At 72.2% G+C, this 16,201-nt stretch carries 18 protein-coding genes; all 18 read left to right on the top strand.

Annotated elements, in window-relative coordinates; genetic code table 11:
- The first annotated feature begins 6 nt into the window (after positions 1 to 6).
- Complete coding sequence (locus BLR90_RS14550) at positions 7 to 519, top strand: hypothetical protein (protein ID WP_091025959.1); 513 nt, start codon at positions 7 to 9, stop codon at positions 517 to 519.
- Positions 516 to 803 carry a DUF6167 family protein gene (locus BLR90_RS14545; RefSeq protein ID WP_091025958.1) on the top strand — a complete coding sequence of 96 codons (288 nt, stop codon included), beginning with the start codon at positions 516 to 518 and terminating at the stop codon, positions 801 to 803. Before BLR90_RS14550 ends, BLR90_RS14545 begins: the two co-directional genes overlap by 4 nt.
- A complete protein-coding gene (gene alaS, locus BLR90_RS14540) occupies positions 803 to 3,508 on the top strand; it encodes an alanine--tRNA ligase (protein ID WP_091025957.1) in 2,706 nt (901 codons plus the stop codon). Before BLR90_RS14545 ends, alaS begins: the two co-directional genes overlap by 1 nt.
- On the top strand, positions 3,508 to 3,969 hold the full coding sequence (gene ruvX / locus BLR90_RS14535) for a Holliday junction resolvase RuvX (protein WP_091025956.1): 462 nt from the start codon (positions 3,508 to 3,510) through the stop codon (positions 3,967 to 3,969). Before alaS ends, ruvX begins: the two co-directional genes overlap by 1 nt.
- The gene (mltG, locus tag BLR90_RS14530) at positions 3,962 to 5,158 is read left to right on the top strand and encodes an endolytic transglycosylase MltG (protein ID WP_091025955.1); all 1,197 of its coding nucleotides are present in this window, start codon (positions 3,962 to 3,964) and stop codon (positions 5,156 to 5,158) included. The genes ruvX and mltG overlap by 8 nt, the downstream gene beginning before the upstream one ends.
- A 4-nt stretch (positions 5,159 to 5,162) precedes the next feature.
- On the top strand, positions 5,163 to 5,972 hold the full coding sequence (locus BLR90_RS14525) for a shikimate dehydrogenase (RefSeq protein ID WP_091025954.1): 810 nt from the start codon (positions 5,163 to 5,165) through the stop codon (positions 5,970 to 5,972).
- Positions 5,969 to 6,697 carry a prepilin peptidase gene (locus tag BLR90_RS14520; protein ID WP_091025953.1) on the top strand — a complete coding sequence of 243 codons (729 nt, stop codon included), beginning with the start codon at positions 5,969 to 5,971 and terminating at the stop codon, positions 6,695 to 6,697. The genes BLR90_RS14525 and BLR90_RS14520 overlap by 4 nt, the downstream gene beginning before the upstream one ends.
- A 40-nt stretch (positions 6,698 to 6,737) precedes the next feature.
- A complete protein-coding gene (aroC, locus tag BLR90_RS14515) occupies positions 6,738 to 7,916 on the top strand; it encodes a chorismate synthase (protein WP_091025952.1) in 1,179 nt (392 codons plus the stop codon).
- Entirely contained in the window at positions 7,913 to 8,416 is a 504-nt protein-coding gene (locus BLR90_RS14510) for a shikimate kinase (RefSeq protein WP_218029391.1), read from the top strand. Before aroC ends, BLR90_RS14510 begins: the two co-directional genes overlap by 4 nt.
- Positions 8,413 to 9,531, top strand: coding sequence for a 3-dehydroquinate synthase (gene aroB, locus BLR90_RS14505; protein ID WP_091025951.1), 1,119 nt, complete (start codon positions 8,413 to 8,415; stop codon positions 9,529 to 9,531). Before BLR90_RS14510 ends, aroB begins: the two co-directional genes overlap by 4 nt.
- On the top strand, positions 9,528 to 9,956 hold the full coding sequence (locus BLR90_RS14500; RefSeq protein WP_091025950.1) for a type II 3-dehydroquinate dehydratase: 429 nt from the start codon (positions 9,528 to 9,530) through the stop codon (positions 9,954 to 9,956). Before aroB ends, BLR90_RS14500 begins: the two co-directional genes overlap by 4 nt.
- 35 nt (positions 9,957 to 9,991) lie before the next feature.
- Positions 9,992 to 10,573 carry a hypothetical protein gene (locus tag BLR90_RS14495; RefSeq protein ID WP_091025949.1) on the top strand — a complete coding sequence of 194 codons (582 nt, stop codon included), beginning with the start codon at positions 9,992 to 9,994 and terminating at the stop codon, positions 10,571 to 10,573.
- A 70-nt stretch (positions 10,574 to 10,643) separates the two neighbouring features.
- Entirely contained in the window at positions 10,644 to 11,441 is a 798-nt protein-coding gene (locus BLR90_RS14490) for an SIMPL domain-containing protein (protein ID WP_091025948.1), read from the top strand.
- Between the two features lie 120 nt (positions 11,442 to 11,561).
- Positions 11,562 to 12,125, top strand: coding sequence for an elongation factor P (gene efp, locus BLR90_RS14485; protein ID WP_091025947.1), 564 nt, complete (start codon positions 11,562 to 11,564; stop codon positions 12,123 to 12,125).
- Positions 12,125 to 12,532: a transcription antitermination factor NusB gene (gene nusB, locus BLR90_RS14480; protein ID WP_091025946.1), complete on the top strand. Its 408-nt coding sequence runs from the start codon at positions 12,125 to 12,127 to the stop codon at positions 12,530 to 12,532. Before efp ends, nusB begins: the two co-directional genes overlap by 1 nt.
- Positions 12,533 to 12,543: 11 nt before the next feature.
- Entirely contained in the window at positions 12,544 to 13,338 is a 795-nt protein-coding gene (locus BLR90_RS14475) for a DUF1206 domain-containing protein (protein ID WP_091025945.1), read from the top strand.
- A gap of 28 nt (positions 13,339 to 13,366) precedes the next feature.
- Positions 13,367 to 14,740, top strand: a complete 1,374-nt coding sequence (locus BLR90_RS14470) for a dihydrolipoyl dehydrogenase family protein (RefSeq protein WP_091025944.1) — start codon at positions 13,367 to 13,369, stop codon at positions 14,738 to 14,740.
- A 112-nt stretch (positions 14,741 to 14,852) separates the two neighbouring features.
- The gene (locus tag BLR90_RS14465; protein ID WP_091025943.1) at positions 14,853 to 16,181 is read left to right on the top strand and encodes a MinD/ParA family ATP-binding protein; all 1,329 of its coding nucleotides are present in this window, start codon (positions 14,853 to 14,855) and stop codon (positions 16,179 to 16,181) included.
- Positions 16,182 to 16,201: the final 20 nt, after the last annotated feature.

The raw sequence follows: 16,201 nt of genomic DNA, 5'->3' as shown, positions 1-16,201 counted from the left end.
ACCACTGTGACCGACGACTGGACCGTGCCGGCGTGGACCGTCATGTCCGCGCTCGTCGTGCTGCTCCTGCTCGGCGTCGGCGTCCTCGTGTCCCTGGCCCGCACCCGCTCGCGCACGACGGCCGCTCTCGCGGCGGCCCACGCGGAGGCCGCGGCGCTCCAGGCCCAGGTCCAGGCGATCGAGCGGCGCCTCGCCGAGCCGCCGCCGGCGCCGCCCCGGGCCGAGCCGGACTACGTGATCACCCACCTCGGCGACGAGGAGCTCTCCGGCACCCCGTCGGACACCGTGCCGGCGGTCCCCGCGCCGCTGTTCGCCGACCTGGTGCTGCGCGAGAGCGTCGTGCAGGCGGCGTCGCTGGCGGCGGGCCTGCGCCGCGCGCTCGCGCCGGAGATGCGCCACAAGATCCGCTTCGAGATGCGCCGCGAGGTCAAGCGGGCCCGCAAGCAGCGCCGCGCCGACCTGCGTGACGCCCGCCGGGCGTGGGAGGCCCAGCAACGCGCCGGGGCCGACGCGGCATGAACCGGGGCCTCTGGTTCGTCGCCGGGGCCGGGGCCGGGATCTACACCATGATCCGGGCTCGGCGCGCCGCCGAAGCACTCACCGTCGACGGTCTCAAGGACCGGTTCGGCGCCGCCGCGGTCGGCGCGCGGATGTTCCGCGACGAGGTCGCGCAGGGCAAGGCCGAGGCCGAAACCGAGTTGCGCGACCGCCTGGGTCTCGTGCCTCATGGCATCCCCGAGCTCACCCGCGTGCCGTCACCGACCGACGTACCCGCATCACCAGAAGAGGAAGGCACCAGCTGATGGACACCGCGGAGATCCGCCGACGGTTCGTCGCTCACTTCGAGCGCAACGAGACCGTGGGGGCACACCAGGCGGTGGCTTCGGCGTCCCTGCTGCTCGACGACCCGAACCTGCTGTTCGTCAACGCCGGGATGGTGCCGTTCAAGCCCTACTTCCTCGGTCAGGAGACGCCGCCCTACGACCGGGCCGTGAGCGTGCAGAAGTGCGTGCGCACCCCCGACATCGAGGACGTCGGCAAGACCACGCGGCACGGCACGTTCTTCGAGATGTGCGGCAACTTCTCCTTCGGCGACTACTTCAAGGAAGGCGCGATCGAGCTCGCCTGGGACCTGTGCACCAAGTCCCAGGCCGACGGCGGCTTCGGTCTCGAGGAGAGCCGGCTGTGGCCGAGCGTCTACGTCGACGACCCCGAGGCGGTGCAGCTGTGGATGAAGGCCACCGGCCTGCCCGAGGAGCGGATCGTCAAGCTCGGCAAGCGCGAGAACTACTGGTCGATGGGCGTGCCCGGCCCCGGCGGCCCGTGCTCGGAGATCCTCTACGACCGTGGCCTGGAGTACGGCCCGGACGGTGAGTTCGCGACCACGTCCCGGCTGGTCATGCCCACCGAGCTGGAGGACCGCTACCTCGAGATCTGGAACCTCGTCTTCATGCAGGACGAGCTCAGCGCGGTGCGCAGCAAGGAGGACTTCGACATCCTCGGCTCGCTGCCCAAGCGCAACATCGACACCGGCATGGGCCTCGAGCGGGTCGCGTTCCTGCTCCAGGAGAAGCAGAACATGTACGAGATCGACGTCATGTTCCCCGTCATCCAGCGCGCCGAGGAGCTCACCGGGCGCCGCTACGGCGCCGACCACGGCGACGACGTGCGGTTCCGGGTGGTCGCCGACCACATCCGCAGCTCGATGATGCTGATCGGTGACGGTGTCACGCCCGGCAACGAGGCGCGTGGCTACGTGCTCCGGCGCCTGCTGCGCCGCGCCGTACGGTCCATGCGCCTGCTCGGCTACGAGGACCCGGCGCTGCCCGAGCTGATGCCCGTCAGCCGGGACAAGATGGGCGAGACCTACACCGAGCTGCACCAGGACTGGGACCGGATCGCGCGGGTCGCCTACGGCGAGGAGGACGCGTTCCGCAAGACCCTCCAGGCCGGCACCCAGATCTTCGACCTCGCGGCCGGCGAGGTCCGCGCCAGCGGGTCGACCACGCTGTCCGGCGACCGCGCCTTCGCGCTGCACGACACCTACGGCTTCCCGATCGACCTGACCCTCGAGATGGCCTCCGAGGCCGGGCTCAAGGTCGACGAGGAGGGCTTCCGTAACCTGATGGCCGAGCAGCGCGAGCGGGCCAAGGCCGACGCGCGCGCCAAGAAGGGCCAGCACGCCGACACCTCCGTCTACCGCTCGATCCTCGACGAGCACGGCCCCACCGAGTGGCTGGCCTACGAGACGCTGCAGACCGAGTCGACTCCGCTGCGCCTGCTCAAGGGCGGCAGCGCCGGCCAGGTGCTCGAGCCCGGTGACGTCGGCGAGCTCGTGCTCGACCGGACACCGTTCTACGCCGAGTCCGGTGGCCAGGCGGCTGACGCGGGCACCATCGAGTTCGACGGCGGGCGCCTGGAGGTGCTCGACGTGCAGCGGCCGGTCCGCGGCCTGGTCGTGCACCAGGTGCGCTGTGTCGACGGTCAGTTCGTGCCCGGCACCAACGTGCTCGCCTCGGTCGACCCGGAGTGGCGCACAGGTGCCCGGCAGGCCCACTCCGGCACGCACGTCGTGCATGCCGCGCTGCGCGAGGTGCTCGGCCCCAGCGCGCTGCAGTCAGGCTCCTACAACCGTCCCGGCTACCTGCGGCTCGACTTCGGCTGGACGGCCGGTCTGACGCCCGCCCAGGTGCGCGACATCGAGCAGGTCTCCAACGAGGCCCTGCGCGCCGACCTGCCGGTCGGTTGGCAGTACATGACCCTCTCCGAGGCCAAGGAGTGGGGCGCGATCGCGCTGTTCGGCGAGACCTACGACGACCAGAAGGTGCGCGTCGTCGAGATCGGCGGCCCCTGGTCGCGCGAGCTCTGCGGTGGCACCCACGTCGCCCACTCGTCGCAGATCGGGACCGTGGTCGTGACCAGCGAGGCGTCGATCGGCTCGGGCAACCGCCGGATCGAGGCGTTCACCGGCGTCGAGGGCTTCGCCTACCTCGCGCGCGAGCGCGACGTAGTCTCCCAGCTCACGGGCCTGCTCAAGACCCAGCCCGACGACCTCGTGGGCCGCGTCGGCGACCTGGTCGAGCGGCTCCGCCAGGCCGAGAAGGAACTCGAGAAGGGCCGCGTCGCCCAGCTGCTCGCCGGTGCCGGCCAGCTCGCCGCGTCGGCGACCAAGGTCGGCGACGTCAACGTGGTCGCGCAGCGCGCCGACGGCGCCAGCGCCGGCGACGTACGCGCACTCGCCCTCGACGTACGCAGCCGGATGAGCGCGTCCGAGCCCGGCGTGGTCGTCATCATCGGTGGCCCCGAGAGCAAGGTTGCGGTCGTCGCGGCGGTCAACGACGAGGCTCGCTCGCGCGGGCTGTCGGCCAACGCGCTGGTGCGCGCGGTGGGCCCGCTGCTCGGCGGCAAGGGCGGCGGCAAGGACGACGTGGCCCAGGGCGGCGGCACCGACGCCTCCCGGATCGACGAGGCGCTCGCCCTGGTGCCGGCCGAGGTGGCCCGCTCCTGATGCGCCACGGCGTACGGCTCGGCATCGACCCGGGGGACGCCCGGATCGGGGTCGCGCGGAGCGACCCGTCCGGCTTCCTGGCGACGCCGGTCGAGACCGTACGCCGGGGCAAGGGCGACCTGCGCCGGATCGCGGCCATCCTCGCGGAGGAGGAGGCCGTCGAGGTGGTGGTCGGGCTGCCCCGTTCCCTGTCCGGACGCGAGGGACCGGCCGCGGACAAGGTGCGCGAGTTCGCCGCCAAGCTGGCCGAGAAGGTGGCACCCGTGCCGGTGCGGCTGTGCGACGAGAGGCTGACCACCGTGTCGGCGGAGGCTATGCTGCGCGACCGTGGCCAGAAGGGCCGCAAACGGCGGGCGGTGGTCGACCAGGCCGCCGCCGTCCTGATCCTGCAGCACGCGCTCGACACCGAACGCGCCACGGGCAACGCACCGGGTGAGATCGTGGAGGAGACCCATGAGTGACCCAGCGAACCAGCCAGCACACGACCCCGTGACCGGCGAGCACGACGAGGGCTTGCTGGACGACGACCTCTACCAGGCCTCGGCCGGTGGACGGCGCCGCAAGGGGCGCGGCATCTCCGGGTGCCTGCCGGTGCTGGTGGCGCTCGCGATCGTCGCCGGGCTGCTCTACTTCGGGGTCACCCGGGGCATCGACTTCCTGCAGGACCAGTTCAGCGACGCCGAGGACTACCCCGGCCCCGGCAGCGGCCAGGTGACCTTCGAGGTCGTCAGCGGCGACAGCATCTCCGACATGGGCCGCAACCTGAAGGCCGCGGGCGTGGTGGCCTCGGTCGAGGCGTTCACCGCGGCCGCCGGGCAGAACCCCGAGGCGACCTCGATCCAGGCCGGCTACTACTCGCTTCAGAAGAAGATGAAGGCCGAGGACGTCGTCGCGATCCTGGTCGACCCCGGCAACGTCAACAAGGGGATCGAGAAGGTGACCTTCCCCGAGGGGCTCACGGTGGACCAGATGGTCGACATCCTGGTGGAGAAGACCGACTTCAAGAAGAAGGCCGTCACCCGCGCCCTGGACGACGCCGAGGCGCTCGGGCTGCCCGACTACGCCGAGGGCAACCCGGAGGGCTACCTGTTCCCCGCGACGTACCTCGTCAACCCGGGCGCGACGCCCGAGTCGTTCCTGCGGAGCATGGTCGCGCGCTGGGAGCAGGCCGCCGACGACGCCGGGCTCGAGGACGCCGCCGAGGAGCTCGGTCTCACGCCGCACGAGCTGATGACGGTCGCCAGCCTGGTCGAGGCCGAGGGCCGCGGGGGAGTGACCGACAAGATCGCCCGCGTGATCTACAACCGGCTCGAGACCACGGGCTACCCGACGTTCGGCAAGCTCCAGATCGACGCCACCGTCAACTACGCGCTGGGTCGCTCGCTGGTCGCGATCCCGACGACAGAGGACCTCGAGGTCGACTCGCCCTACAACACCTACGCCAACGCCGGCCTGCCGCCCGGTCCGATCGAGGCGCCGGGTGACGCAGCCATCCAGGCGGCGAGCAACCCGGCCGAGGGCGACTGGCTGTTCTACGTGACGGTCAACCTGGAGACGGGCAAGACCAAGTTCACCGACGACTACGACGAGTTCCTCCAGTTCAAGGCGGAGTTGCAGGACTACTGCGCCACCCAGTCCGACCGCTGCTGACGCCGTGCGGTGTGCCGTCCTGGGTGACCCGATCGCCCACTCGCTCAGCCCGGTGCTGCACCGGGCCGGCTACGCCGCGCTCGGGCTCGACTGGACCTACGACGCGGTCCGGGTGCCTAGCGGCGGGCTCGAGGCGTTCCTCGCGACCACCGACGCCGGCTGGCGTGGGCTGTCGCTGACGATGCCGCTCAAGCGGGAGGCGATGGCGCTCGCCGACGAGGTCTCGCCGCGCGCGGCGCTGGTGGGCGCCGCCAACACGCTGGTGCTCGTCGACGGGCGCGTACACGCCGACAACACCGACCTACCGGGCGCGGTGGCCGCCGTCCGGGAGAGGTACGACGGTCCGGTGCGGTCGGCGACCGTGCTGGGCGCGGGCGCGACGGCCGCCTCCACGGGGCTGGCGCTGTGCGACCTGGGCGCGACCCGCATCACCCTGCTGGCGCGGTCGCCCGAGCGGGCCCGCGAGACGGTGGCGGCGATCGCGCGCCACCCCTCCGCCCCGGACGTGCAGGTCGGCTCACTGGACGACGTACCCACCGGCGAGGTGCTGGTCTCGACTGTGCCCGCCGACGCGCAGACGCCCGACCTGGTGGCGCGCTGCGGCCGGGTGCCGGTGGTGTTCGAGGTGCTCTACGACCCGTGGCCGACCCCGTTGGCCGACAGCACCGGTGACCGGACGCTGGTCGGCGGCCTGGACCTGCTCGTGCACCAGGCGGCGCTCCAGCTCGAGATCTTCACCGGCCTGCCGGCGCCGCTGGCGCGGATGCGGGAGGCCGGCGAGGCCGCGCTCGCGGAGCGCCGGTCGGCGCCGTGACCGAGGTCCCGACCGCGCTCTTCCTGTCCCTGGGCGTCTGCTGCGCGCTCGGCCTGCTGGTTCCGGAGCTGATCCGCCGGATCCCCGAGCCCGTCCCGGTCGCCCCCGCCCCGGGTGAGGAGACGCCCGAGGAACCGCCGAAGGAGCGCTACGCCGCCATCGCCGAGCTCCCCGGGCTGGCGACGAAGGCGTCCCTCGCCTCCGCGGCGGCGGGTGCGCTCGTGGGAGCCGAGGTCGGCTGGGACTGGCCGCTGCTGTTCCTGGTGCCGCTGGTGCCGATCTGCGTGGCCCTGGCCGTGGTCGACTGGCGGACCCGGCTGCTGCCGACCAAGGTGATCGCCCCGACCTACCTGCTCACCGTGGTGCTGGTCCTGGTCTGCTTCGCCGCGACCCGCGACACCGACGACCTCGTCAGGGCCGGCCTGGGCTGGCTGGTGTGCGGCGGGTCCTTCTTCGTCCTGTGGTTCGTGCACCCGCGCGGCCTCGGCTACGGCGACGTGCGGCTGGCCGGCGTGCTGGGCATCGCGCTCGGCTACCTGGGCTGGGGCGAGCTGCTCGTCGGTCTCTACGCCGGCTTCCTCCTGGGCGGCGTCGGCGGCGGTCTGCTGTCGCTGCTGCGCGTCGTCGAGCGGCGGGCGTTCCCGTTCGGCCCGTTCATGCTGGTGGGCGCGCTGGTCGGCATCGCGGTGGGCGACCCGGTGCTCCGGAGTCTCGTCGGCGGGTGACCGGCGACGCCGCGGCCCCGGGCAATGAAAGACTGACCCCATGCTGCGTTGGCTCACCGCGGGCGAGTCCCACGGCCCGTCCCTGGTCGCGATCCTCGAGGGGCTCCCCGCCCATGTGCGGGTGACCTCCGACGACATCGGCGACTCCCTGGCCCGGCGGCGCCTCGGCTACGGCCGCGGCGCCCGGATGAAGTTCGAGCAGGACGAGGTCACGATCACCGGCGGCGTGCGCCACGGGCTCACCCAGGGCGGCCCGGTCGCCATCCAGGTCGGCAACACCGAGTGGCCCAAGTGGGAGAAGGTCATGTCGGCCGACCCCGTCGACCCCGTGGAGCTCGAGGCGCTGGCCCGCAACGCCCCGCTCACCCGGCCCCGGCCCGGCCACGCCGACCTCGCCGGCATGCAGAAGTACGACTTCCAGGACTCCCGGCCGATCCTCGAGCGCGCCTCCGCCCGCGAGACCGCGGCGCGCGTGGCGCTCGGGCGGGTCGCCAGCAACTTCGTCGAGCAGGCCACCGGCGCCCGGATCGTGTCCCACGTGATCGAGCTCGGCGGAGTGCGCGGTCCCGACGGACTGTGGCCGACCGCTGACGACGTACAGCGTCTGGACGAGGACCCGGTGCGGTGCCTCGACCCCGAGACCTCCGCGGCGATGGTCGCGGCCATCGACCAGGCCCACAAGGACGGCGACACGCTCGGCGGCGTCGTCGAGGTCGTGGTCCACGGGCTGCCGCCCGGCCTCGGTTCGCACGTCCACTGGGACCGCCGCCTCGACTCGCGGCTGGCCGGTGCGCTCATGGGCATCCAGGCGATCAAGGGCGTCGAGGTCGGTGACGGGTTCGCCCTCGCGGCCACCCCCGGCTCGCTCGCACACGACGAGATCGTGCCCACCGACGCCGGGATCCGTCGTACGACGGACCGCTCCGGCGGCACCGAGGGCGGCATGACCACCGGTGAGGTGCTGCGGGTGCGGGCGGCGATGAAGCCGATCGCGACCGTGCCGCGGGCGCTGCGCACCGTCGACGTCAGCACCGGCGAGGAGACCGTCGCCCACCACCAGCGCTCCGACGTCTGCGCGGTCCCGGCCGCCGGCATCGTCGCCGAGGCGATGGTCGCGCTGGTGCTCGCCGACGCGGTCGTGGAGAAGTTCGGCGGCGACTCGGTGCAGGAGACGCGACGCAACGTCCAGAGCTACCTGGACACCCTGAGGTTCCGATGACCCACCCACTGGCTGTGCTGGTCGGGCCCATGGGCTCCGGCAAGTCCACGGTCGGTGCGCTGCTCGCCGAGGCCCTCGGGGTCACCGCCCGCGACACCGACGCCGACGTGGAGCGGCTCGCGGGCCGGGAGGTCTCCGACATCTTCGTCGAGTCCGGCGAGGAGCACTTCCGGGCGCTGGAGAAGCAAGCGGTCGCCGAGGCGCTGGCCACCCACGACGGCGTGCTGTCGTTGGGCGGGGGAGCGGTGCTCGACCCCGACACCCGCGCGCTGCTGGCCGACCACCGGGTGGTGTTCCTCCGAGTGGGCCTCAGCGAGGCGGTCAAGCGGGTCGGTCTCGGCACCGGCCGCCCCCTGCTGCTCGGCAACGTCCGATCCCGGATCAAGGCGCTGCTCGACGAGCGCGCGCCGATCTACGCGTCCGTCGCGGACGTCACGGTCGACACCGACCAGCGCACCCCGGAGGACATCGTCGACGAGATCCGCAAGGCGCTGACGTGAGCGCCCTCGAGGCCCCCGACGCCACGGTGCTCCACATCGGCGGCGCGTCGCCGTACGACGTCGTGGTCGGGCACGGCCTGGCCGACCGGTTGGCCGAGCTCCTCGGGCCGCAGGTCGAGCGGGTCGCGTTCCTCTTCGCTGGCCAGCTCGGCGAGCTCGCGCAGCCGGTCTTCGACGCGCTGACGCTGCGCTACGACGTGCTCGCGCTCGGGCTGCCCGACGGCGAGGAGACCAAGACCGCCTCGGTCGCCCACGACTGCTGGGAGGCGCTCGGCGCGGCCGGCTTCACCCGCTCCGACGCCGTGGTCACCTTCGGCGGCGGCGCGACCACCGACCTCGGCGGCTTCGTCGCGGCGACCTGGCTGCGCGGCGTACGCGTGGTGCACGTGCCCACGACCCTGCTGGCCATGGTCGACGCGGCGGTGGGCGGCAAGACCGGCATCAACACCGCCGCCGGCAAGAACCTCGTCGGCTCCTTCCACGAGCCCGCCGGGGTGCTGTGCGACCTCACGCTGCTCGAGACGCTGCCGCGCGACGAGCTGGTCGCGGGGCTCGGGGAGGTCGTCAAGTGCGGCTTCATCGCCGACCCCGAGATCCTGCGCCTCATCGAGGAGACCGACCCGGCCGCCCTGACCGCGGGGTCGCCGGTCCTGCGGGAGCTGGTCGAGCGCGCCATCGGTGTCAAGATCGACGTCGTGGTGGCCGACCTCAAGGAGACCGGTGGCGTCGACGGCCACCCGGGACGCGAGGCGCTCAACTACGGGCACACCCTGGCCCACGCCATCGAGCGCGCCGAGGACTACGCGATCCGGCACGGGGAGGCCGTGGCCATCGGCTGCGTCTTCGTCGCCGAGCTCGCGCGGCTCACCGGGCGGCTCGCGCCGGAGGTCGCCGACCGCCACCACACCGTCTTCGCCCGGGTCGGCCTGCCGACCACCTACAGCGGCGCCGACTTCGACGAGCTCCACGCCGCCATGCGCGTGGACAAGAAGGCGCGCGGCTCCCAGCTGCGGTTCGTCGTGCTCGACGACCTCGCCCGGCCCACCGTGCTCGCGGGCCCGTCCGAGGACGACCTGCGCGCTGCCTTCGACGTGATCACGGGAGGACACTCATGAAGGTACTGGTCCTCAACGGCCCCAACCTGGGCCGACTCGGCCGGCGCGAGCCGGAGATCTATGGCACCACCACCCATGCCGAGCTCGCCGACCTGTGTGTCGGCTGGGGTCGCGACCTCGGGCTCGAGGTGGAGGTCCGCCAGACCAACCACGAGGGCGAGCTGCTCGACTGGCTCAACGACGCCGCCGACGACGCGACCCCGGTCGTGCTCAACGCCGCCGCCTGGAGCCACTACTCGTACGCCGTCTACGACGCCTGCGCGCAGCTCACCGCGCCCCTCGTCGAGGTCCACATCTCCAACCCCGGGCAGCGTCCCGAGGTCTTCCGGCACACCTCCGTGGTCACCCCGCACGCCGAGGAGGTCGTCGTCGGTCACGGGATCGAGGGCTACCGGCTCGCACTGGAGCGGATCGCGCGCGACTGAGAGCCGGGCCGGACCTCGCTGTGCCACACTCGGCCATGACCTCTGGGCTGCCGTGGCGGCTGGCCGCAGTCCCCGTCGTGGGGCTGGTGCTGGGCGCGCTCGTCGGCGGGATCCTCGGCCGACTGGTGATGTACGTGTTGGTACGGATCAGCCCGGAGGCCGTCGGGCGCGTCAGCGACGACGGCTTCGAGATGGGCCGCTTCACGGTGTCCGGGTCTTTCAACCTGCTGCTGGTCGGCGGATTCCTCGGCTTGATGGGCGGCGTCATCTACGCGCTCGTCCGGTTGCTGCTCCTCGGCCCTGCCTGGTTCCGGCTCACGTGTGTGGCGGCGGGAGCAGGGGTCCCCGTCGGCAACCAGATCGTGCACGTGGACGGCGTGGACTTCACGCTGCTCCAACCGGCCTGGCTGTCCGCCGCGTGCTTCGTCACCATTCCCGCGCTCTACGCCGTGGCGCTGCACCTGGTCGTGGAGCGTCGGCTCCTCAGGTCGTGGCCGGTCCCTCCGACGGGCCCTCTGCCACTCGTCGCGGCCCTGTGGATCGCGCGCGCGGGTGCGCTCACGATCGGGCTGCTCTCCTTGGTCGACCTCCTGGACAAGGTCGCCGCCCTCGGCTGAACGTTGAACCAGACCGGAACCCCTCACGCTCCGACCTCGTCGTACACACAACTCGACACTCGGAGGAACTGTGGACAAGAACGTGACGGTCAGCGTGAAGGGCCTGCTGGTGGCGGGGTTGGTGCTGTTGGCACTGGCGGTCGCCTACCTGCTGGGAGGCAACGGCAGCACGCCCGCGGCGCAGGCAGCGGCACCGGAGGAAGGCGCAGTGGCGGCAGCGCGGACGGTGACGATGACCGGCTCGGGCGAGGCGACGGCCGTACCCGACCAGGTGGTCTTCGACGTCTCGGTGCGGATGATGCGGCCCGAGCTCGAGGACGCGCTCGACGAGTCCAACCGCACCATGGAGAAGGTGCTCGACGCGCTGGAGGCGCAGGGCGTGGCGCGCAAGGACATCCAGACGACGGGTCTCGAGATGAACCCCGTCTACGACTACCCGCGCTACTCGGCGCCGGTGCTCAAGGGCTACCGCGTCACCCAGCGGGCCGCGGTGCTGGTCACCGAGCTCAAGTCGGCGGGCAAGGCGGTCACCGCGGCCGTGAACAGCGGCGGCAACGCGGTCCGCGTCGGCGACATCAGGCTCAAGATCGGCGACCCCGAGGCCGCGCTGGCCAAGGCCCGCACGCAGGCCGTGGAGGAGGCCACCCGCAAGGCACAGGAGTACGCCGACGCGACCGGCCAGGAGCTCGGCGCCGTGATGACGCTGCGTGAGGTCGAGGAGACCTCGCAGAGCGCGATCGACCAGCAGGGCCTGATGTACGGCGAGGTGGCGGCGTACGCGGCCAGGGACATGGCGTCGCTGCCGATCCAGGCCGGCCGGGCTGACCTCGGGGTCGACGTCCAGGTGGTGTGGGAGCTCGCCGACTGAGGAGAAGCGGCGGGGTCCGGGCTAGACTGGTCGGCTGTTGCCGGGGGAGCCAATCCCGTCGGCCACCCAGTCCAGTTCCCGGACCCCGGTCCACCCAGTGAAGGCAAGGTTCCCGCGCGCATGGCATCGACCAACGACCTCAAGAACGGCATGGTGCTCAACATCGACGGTCAGCTGTGGGCTGTCGTCGACTTCCAGCACGTCAAGCCGGGCAAGGGCCCCGCCTTCGTGCGGACCAAGCTCCGCAACGTCGAGTCGGGCAAGAACGTCGACAAGACGTTCAACGCCGGGACCAAGGTCGAGACCGCCACGGTCGACCGCCGCACGATGCAGTACCTCTACAACGACGGCACGTCCTTCGTCTTCATGGACACCGGCACCTACGAGCAGACCGAGGTCTCGCCGGAGGTCCTCGGCGACGGCGCCAACTTCCTCCTGGAGAACCAGGACGCGATCGTGGCCACCAACGAGGGCCGCGTGCTCTTCGTCGAGCTCCCCGCGTCGGTCGAGCTCGTGATCACGTTCACCGAGCCCGGCCTCGCCGGCGACAGCGCCACCGGCCGCACCAAGCCGGCCACCCTGGAGACCGGCCACGAGATCCAGGTCCCGCTCTTCATCAACCAGGGCGAGAAGGTCAAGGTCGACACGCGCGACTCGTCCTACCTGGGCCGCGTCAAGTCCTGATGGGTGCTCGCTCCAAGGCCCGCAAGCGTGCGCTCGACGTGCTCTATGCCTCCGAGATGCGCGGGGAGCCGGCGACCGAGGCGCTGGACCGAGCCATTGCCGAGGGTGAGGGGCCGACCAACGACTACACCGTGACGCTGGTCCGCGGCGTGGTCGAGCACCAGGCCGAGATCGACGAGCTGCTGTCGTCGTACTCCGAGGGCTGGACCCTCGACCGGATGCCCGCCGTCGACCGCAACGTGCTGCGGCTCGGGGTGTGGGAGATGCTCTACGCCGACGACGTCCCGGACACCGTCGCGGTCACCGAGGCGATGGCGCTGGTCCGCGACCTGTCGACCGACGAGTCGCCTCCCTTCGTCAACGGGGTACTGGGCAACATCCAGCGTCACAAGCCGACGCCGGCCTGACAGGAGTCCCCATGAACGGCACCGACGGCCAGGACGCGCTCGATACCGCGGGACGCGTCGGACTGGTCGCCTACGGGCTCGTCCACCTCGTGGTTGCGTGGCTGGCGCTGCAGCTCGCGTTCGGTGACCGCGAGGGCTCGGCGTCGAGCACCGGCGCCATCCAGCAGCTCGCGGAGCAGCCCCAGGGCGCCTTCCTGGTGTGGGCGGTGGCCGTCGGGATGTTCCTGCTCGCGCTCTGGCGGGTGCTCGATGCGCTGCTGGGCCACGGCGGCGACGACGACTCCGACCGGGCGGTGGGGGCCGCGCTCGGCATCGGCAAGGCGCTCCTCTACGTCGCGGTCGGCGTGAGCGCGGTCAAGGTCGCGGTCGGGGCCGGCTCCTCCAAGGGCAGCAGCTCCGACTCGATGACGGCCACCGTCATGGAGTGGCCGGGAGGCCAGCCGCTCGTGGGCGCCGCGGGCCTGGCGGTCATCGGCTACGGCAGCTGGCTGGTCTACGTCGCCTGGTCGGAACGGTTCCTGAAGAAGATCGACGGCAAGGACCAGTCCGGCAGCACCGGCACGGCGTTCAAGTGGTTCGGCAAGGCCGGCTACGCCGCCAAGGGCGTCGCGATCGCCGTCATCGGCGGCCTGTTCGTCTACGCCGCGGCCACCCACGAGGCCAAGAAGTCCGGTGGCCTCGACCAGGCGCTGCGCAAGATCCTGGACCAGCCCTTCGGGCCGGTACTGCTCACCCTGGTCGCCGTCGGCATCGCCGCCTACGGCCTGTTCGCGTTCGCCCGCGCCAAGCAGGACTCACCCAGCTGACGTTGACCCGCGTGCGAGGCTGGTGCCCATGAGTGCCAGGGACGTCGACGTCGTCGTGATCGGTTTGGGACCAGGCGGCGAGTACGCCGCGCAGAAGCTCGCCGAGGCCGGCCTCACGGTCGTCGGGGTCGACAAGGGTCTGGTCGGGGGCGAGTGCCCGTTCTACGGGTGCATCCCGTCCAAGATCATGATCCGGGCCGCCAACGCGCTCGCCGAGGCCCGTCGCGCGCAGACGCTCGCCGGCCAGGTCGACGTACGCCCCGACTGGAGCCTGGTCGCGGAGCGCATCGACCGGCAGGCCACCAACCACTGGGACGACTCGTCGCACGTCGAGCGCCTGACCGCGGCCGGCGTGGAGATCCTGCGCGGCGTGGGCCGTCTCGACGGCCCGGGCCGGGTGATCGTCGACGGCACCGACGGCAGCCGCCACGAGCTGGTCGCCAGCCGTGGCGTCGTGCTCAACGCCGGCACGATGCCCGCCACGCTGCCGATCGAGGGCCTCGCGGACACGCCGTACTGGACCAACCGGGAGGTGGTGCGGGTCTCGGAGCTGCCCGCCTCGCTGGTCGTCATCGGCGGAGGCCCGATCGGGTGCGAGCTCACCCAGGCGTTCACGCGGTTCGGGGTCAAGGTGACTCTGCTCGAGGTCGCCGACCGGATCCTCGGCCCCGAGGAGCCCGAGAGCGCCGAGGTGATCCACGGCGTGCTCACGGCCGAGGGGGTCGACGTCAGGGCGGGCGTGAGCATCAAGCGGGTCACCCACGACGGCGCCTTCCACGTGGACCTGGGCGACGAGGTCGTGACCGCCGACCAGCTGCTGGTCGCGGCCGGTCGCCGCACCCAGCTCAGCGGTATCGGGCTGGAGACGGTGGGTCTGGCCGACGACCTCAAGGTCATCGACACCGACGAGCGGCTGCGCGCGGGCGAGCGGCTGTGGGCGGTCGGTGACATCACGGGCAAGGGGCAGTTCACGCACATCTCGATGTACCAGGCCGCGGTGGCGGTCCGCGACATCCTCGGTGCCGACGGCCCGTGGGCGGACTACCGCGCGGTCAGCCGGGTGACCTTCACCGACCCGGAGGTCGGCTCGGTCGGGATGTCGGAGCGCCAGGCCCGCGAGGCCGGACTGGCGGTGATCACCAGCGTCGCGGAGATCCCCGAGTCCAGCCGCGGTTGGATCCACCAGGCCGGCAACGAGGGGATCATCAAGCTGGTCGCCGACGCCGAGCGGATGGTGCTGGTCGGTGCGTCCGCGGTCGCGCCCTCCGGCGGCGAGGTGCTGGGGCTGCTCGCTGCGGCCGTGCATGCCCAGGTCCCGGTGGCCACGCTCCGCACCATGCACTTCGCCTACCCGACCTTCCACCGCGCCATCGAGGTGGCGCTCGACGGTCTGGACAGCTGACGGCTCCTCGGATGGGGCGGGGTTTGATCCGCCCCCAGGTGGACAGACTTCGCCCGACGGCCCACGCGGCCTCGCGTCTGCGTGTCCACCCGTCCCGGAGCGAAGGAGTCACATGACCCAGTCACCGCACCACCCACCGTTCCCCGAGAGCGACGACGTCTCCGACACCAGCGACCGGCTCTACACGCCCGAGGAGCTCGCGGCCTACGCCCCGCCGGCGCCACCCGCCCCGGCGGCCTACGGCGGCGACCCGTTGTCCGACCCCCTGTCCGACCCACTGCCCGGCTACCAGGCGGCCGCGCGCCCCGTCGGCCCGCCTCCCGCCGCCCCGCCGCCGCAGGCCCCGCCGCCGGCCGCGCCCCCCTTCGCTCCGCACCCGGCCGCCGCGCCGCCGGCCGCCCCGCCGGTGGCCCCGCCGCCCCCGCCGCACTCGGTCACCCCGGTGCCGGCCGCGCCCCCGGCCGCGCAGGAGCCGCCGGCCGACGGCGAGCCCGACGTACGCCGCTTCATGACGGCGACCGACTTCCTCGACCGTCGCGACAACGAGAAGGAGCACGGCCCCGCGAGCTGGGGCTGGCGCGGCCGCGTCCGCCGGTGGAGCGGCGGCCTGATCCAGCCCAAGATGGGCGCCGCCGAGCTGCGCTACGAGGACCACCGCCGGGCTATCCAGAAGGACTTCGACGGCCCGCGCACCATCGCCTTCATCAACCCCAAGGGCGGCGCGGCCAAGACGACCGGCGTACTCGCCGCCGGCTACACGTTCGGCACCGTCCGCGGTGGCGGCGTGGTCGCGTGGGACAACAACGAGACCCGCGGCACGCTCGGCATCCGCGGGACGCGCAGCGCCCACCGCAACACCACCCGTGAGCTGCTCGAGGACCTCGAGCGGTTCAGCGACGTCTACCAGTCGCGGATCGGTGACCTGGGCGCGTTCGTGCGCTCGCAGGGGGACGCCCACTTCGACGTGCTCGCCTCCGACGAGCGGCCCGACGTCACCGGCACCATCCGCGCCGACGACTTCAACGCGGTCCACCGACTCCTGGAGCGGTTCTACCGGGTGATCCTGGTCGACACCGGCAACAACATGCGCGCCGAGAACTGGCTGGCCGCGGCCGACGCCGCCGACCTGCTCGTGATCACGAGCACCGTGCGCGAGGACACCGGCTACAGCGGCCTGTGGATGCTGGACGCGTTGCAGGACGCGGGCATGCAGAACCTCAAGTACAAGGCGATCACGGTCCTGTCCGACCCGTCCGCCCAGGTCGACAGCAAGCTCGCGCACGACCTGGTCCAGGTCTACGAGCAGCGCACCCGCGCCGTCTTCCGCGTGCCCTACGACCCGGTGCTCGTCGCCGGCTCCGTCGTGCCCTACGCGCAGCTCTCCGAGGCCACCAAGATGTCGTGGCTCGAGGCGTGCGCGGGCATGGCGGCGGCGCTCTGAGGAACATCTGAGGCGCGAGG

The organism is Nocardioides szechwanensis, assembly GCF_900103935.1.
In the GTDB taxonomy this organism is placed as follows: domain Bacteria; phylum Actinomycetota; class Actinomycetes; order Propionibacteriales; family Nocardioidaceae; genus Nocardioides; species Nocardioides szechwanensis.
The sequence above is the reverse complement of the archived record's forward strand: the minus strand, read 5'-3'. Positions and strand labels throughout refer to the sequence as shown.

Excerpts from the sequence above, each read along its gene's own strand:
- BLR90_RS14545 (WP_091025958.1), top strand. The coding sequence starts at position 516 with ATGAACCGGGGCCTCTGGTTCGTCGCCGGGGCCGGGGCCGGGATCTAC.
- alaS (WP_091025957.1), top strand. The coding sequence starts at position 803 with ATGGACACCGCGGAGATCCGCCGACGGTTCGTCGCTCACTTCGAGCGC.
- ruvX (WP_091025956.1), top strand. The coding sequence starts at position 3,508 with ATGCGCCACGGCGTACGGCTCGGCATCGACCCGGGGGACGCCCGGATC.
- mltG (WP_091025955.1), top strand. The coding sequence starts at position 3,962 with ATGAGTGACCCAGCGAACCAGCCAGCACACGACCCCGTGACCGGCGAG.
- aroC (WP_091025952.1), top strand. The coding sequence starts at position 6,738 with ATGCTGCGTTGGCTCACCGCGGGCGAGTCCCACGGCCCGTCCCTGGTC.
- BLR90_RS14510 (WP_218029391.1), top strand. The coding sequence starts at position 7,913 with ATGACCCACCCACTGGCTGTGCTGGTCGGGCCCATGGGCTCCGGCAAG.
- BLR90_RS14500 (WP_091025950.1), top strand. The coding sequence starts at position 9,528 with ATGAAGGTACTGGTCCTCAACGGCCCCAACCTGGGCCGACTCGGCCGG.
- BLR90_RS14495 (WP_091025949.1), top strand. The coding sequence starts at position 9,992 with ATGACCTCTGGGCTGCCGTGGCGGCTGGCCGCAGTCCCCGTCGTGGGG.
- efp (WP_091025947.1), top strand. The coding sequence starts at position 11,562 with ATGGCATCGACCAACGACCTCAAGAACGGCATGGTGCTCAACATCGAC.
- nusB (WP_091025946.1), top strand. The coding sequence starts at position 12,125 with ATGGGTGCTCGCTCCAAGGCCCGCAAGCGTGCGCTCGACGTGCTCTAT.
- BLR90_RS14475 (WP_091025945.1), top strand. The coding sequence starts at position 12,544 with ATGAACGGCACCGACGGCCAGGACGCGCTCGATACCGCGGGACGCGTC.
- BLR90_RS14470 (WP_091025944.1), top strand. The coding sequence starts at position 13,367 with ATGAGTGCCAGGGACGTCGACGTCGTCGTGATCGGTTTGGGACCAGGC.
- BLR90_RS14465 (WP_091025943.1), top strand. The coding sequence starts at position 14,853 with ATGACCCAGTCACCGCACCACCCACCGTTCCCCGAGAGCGACGACGTC.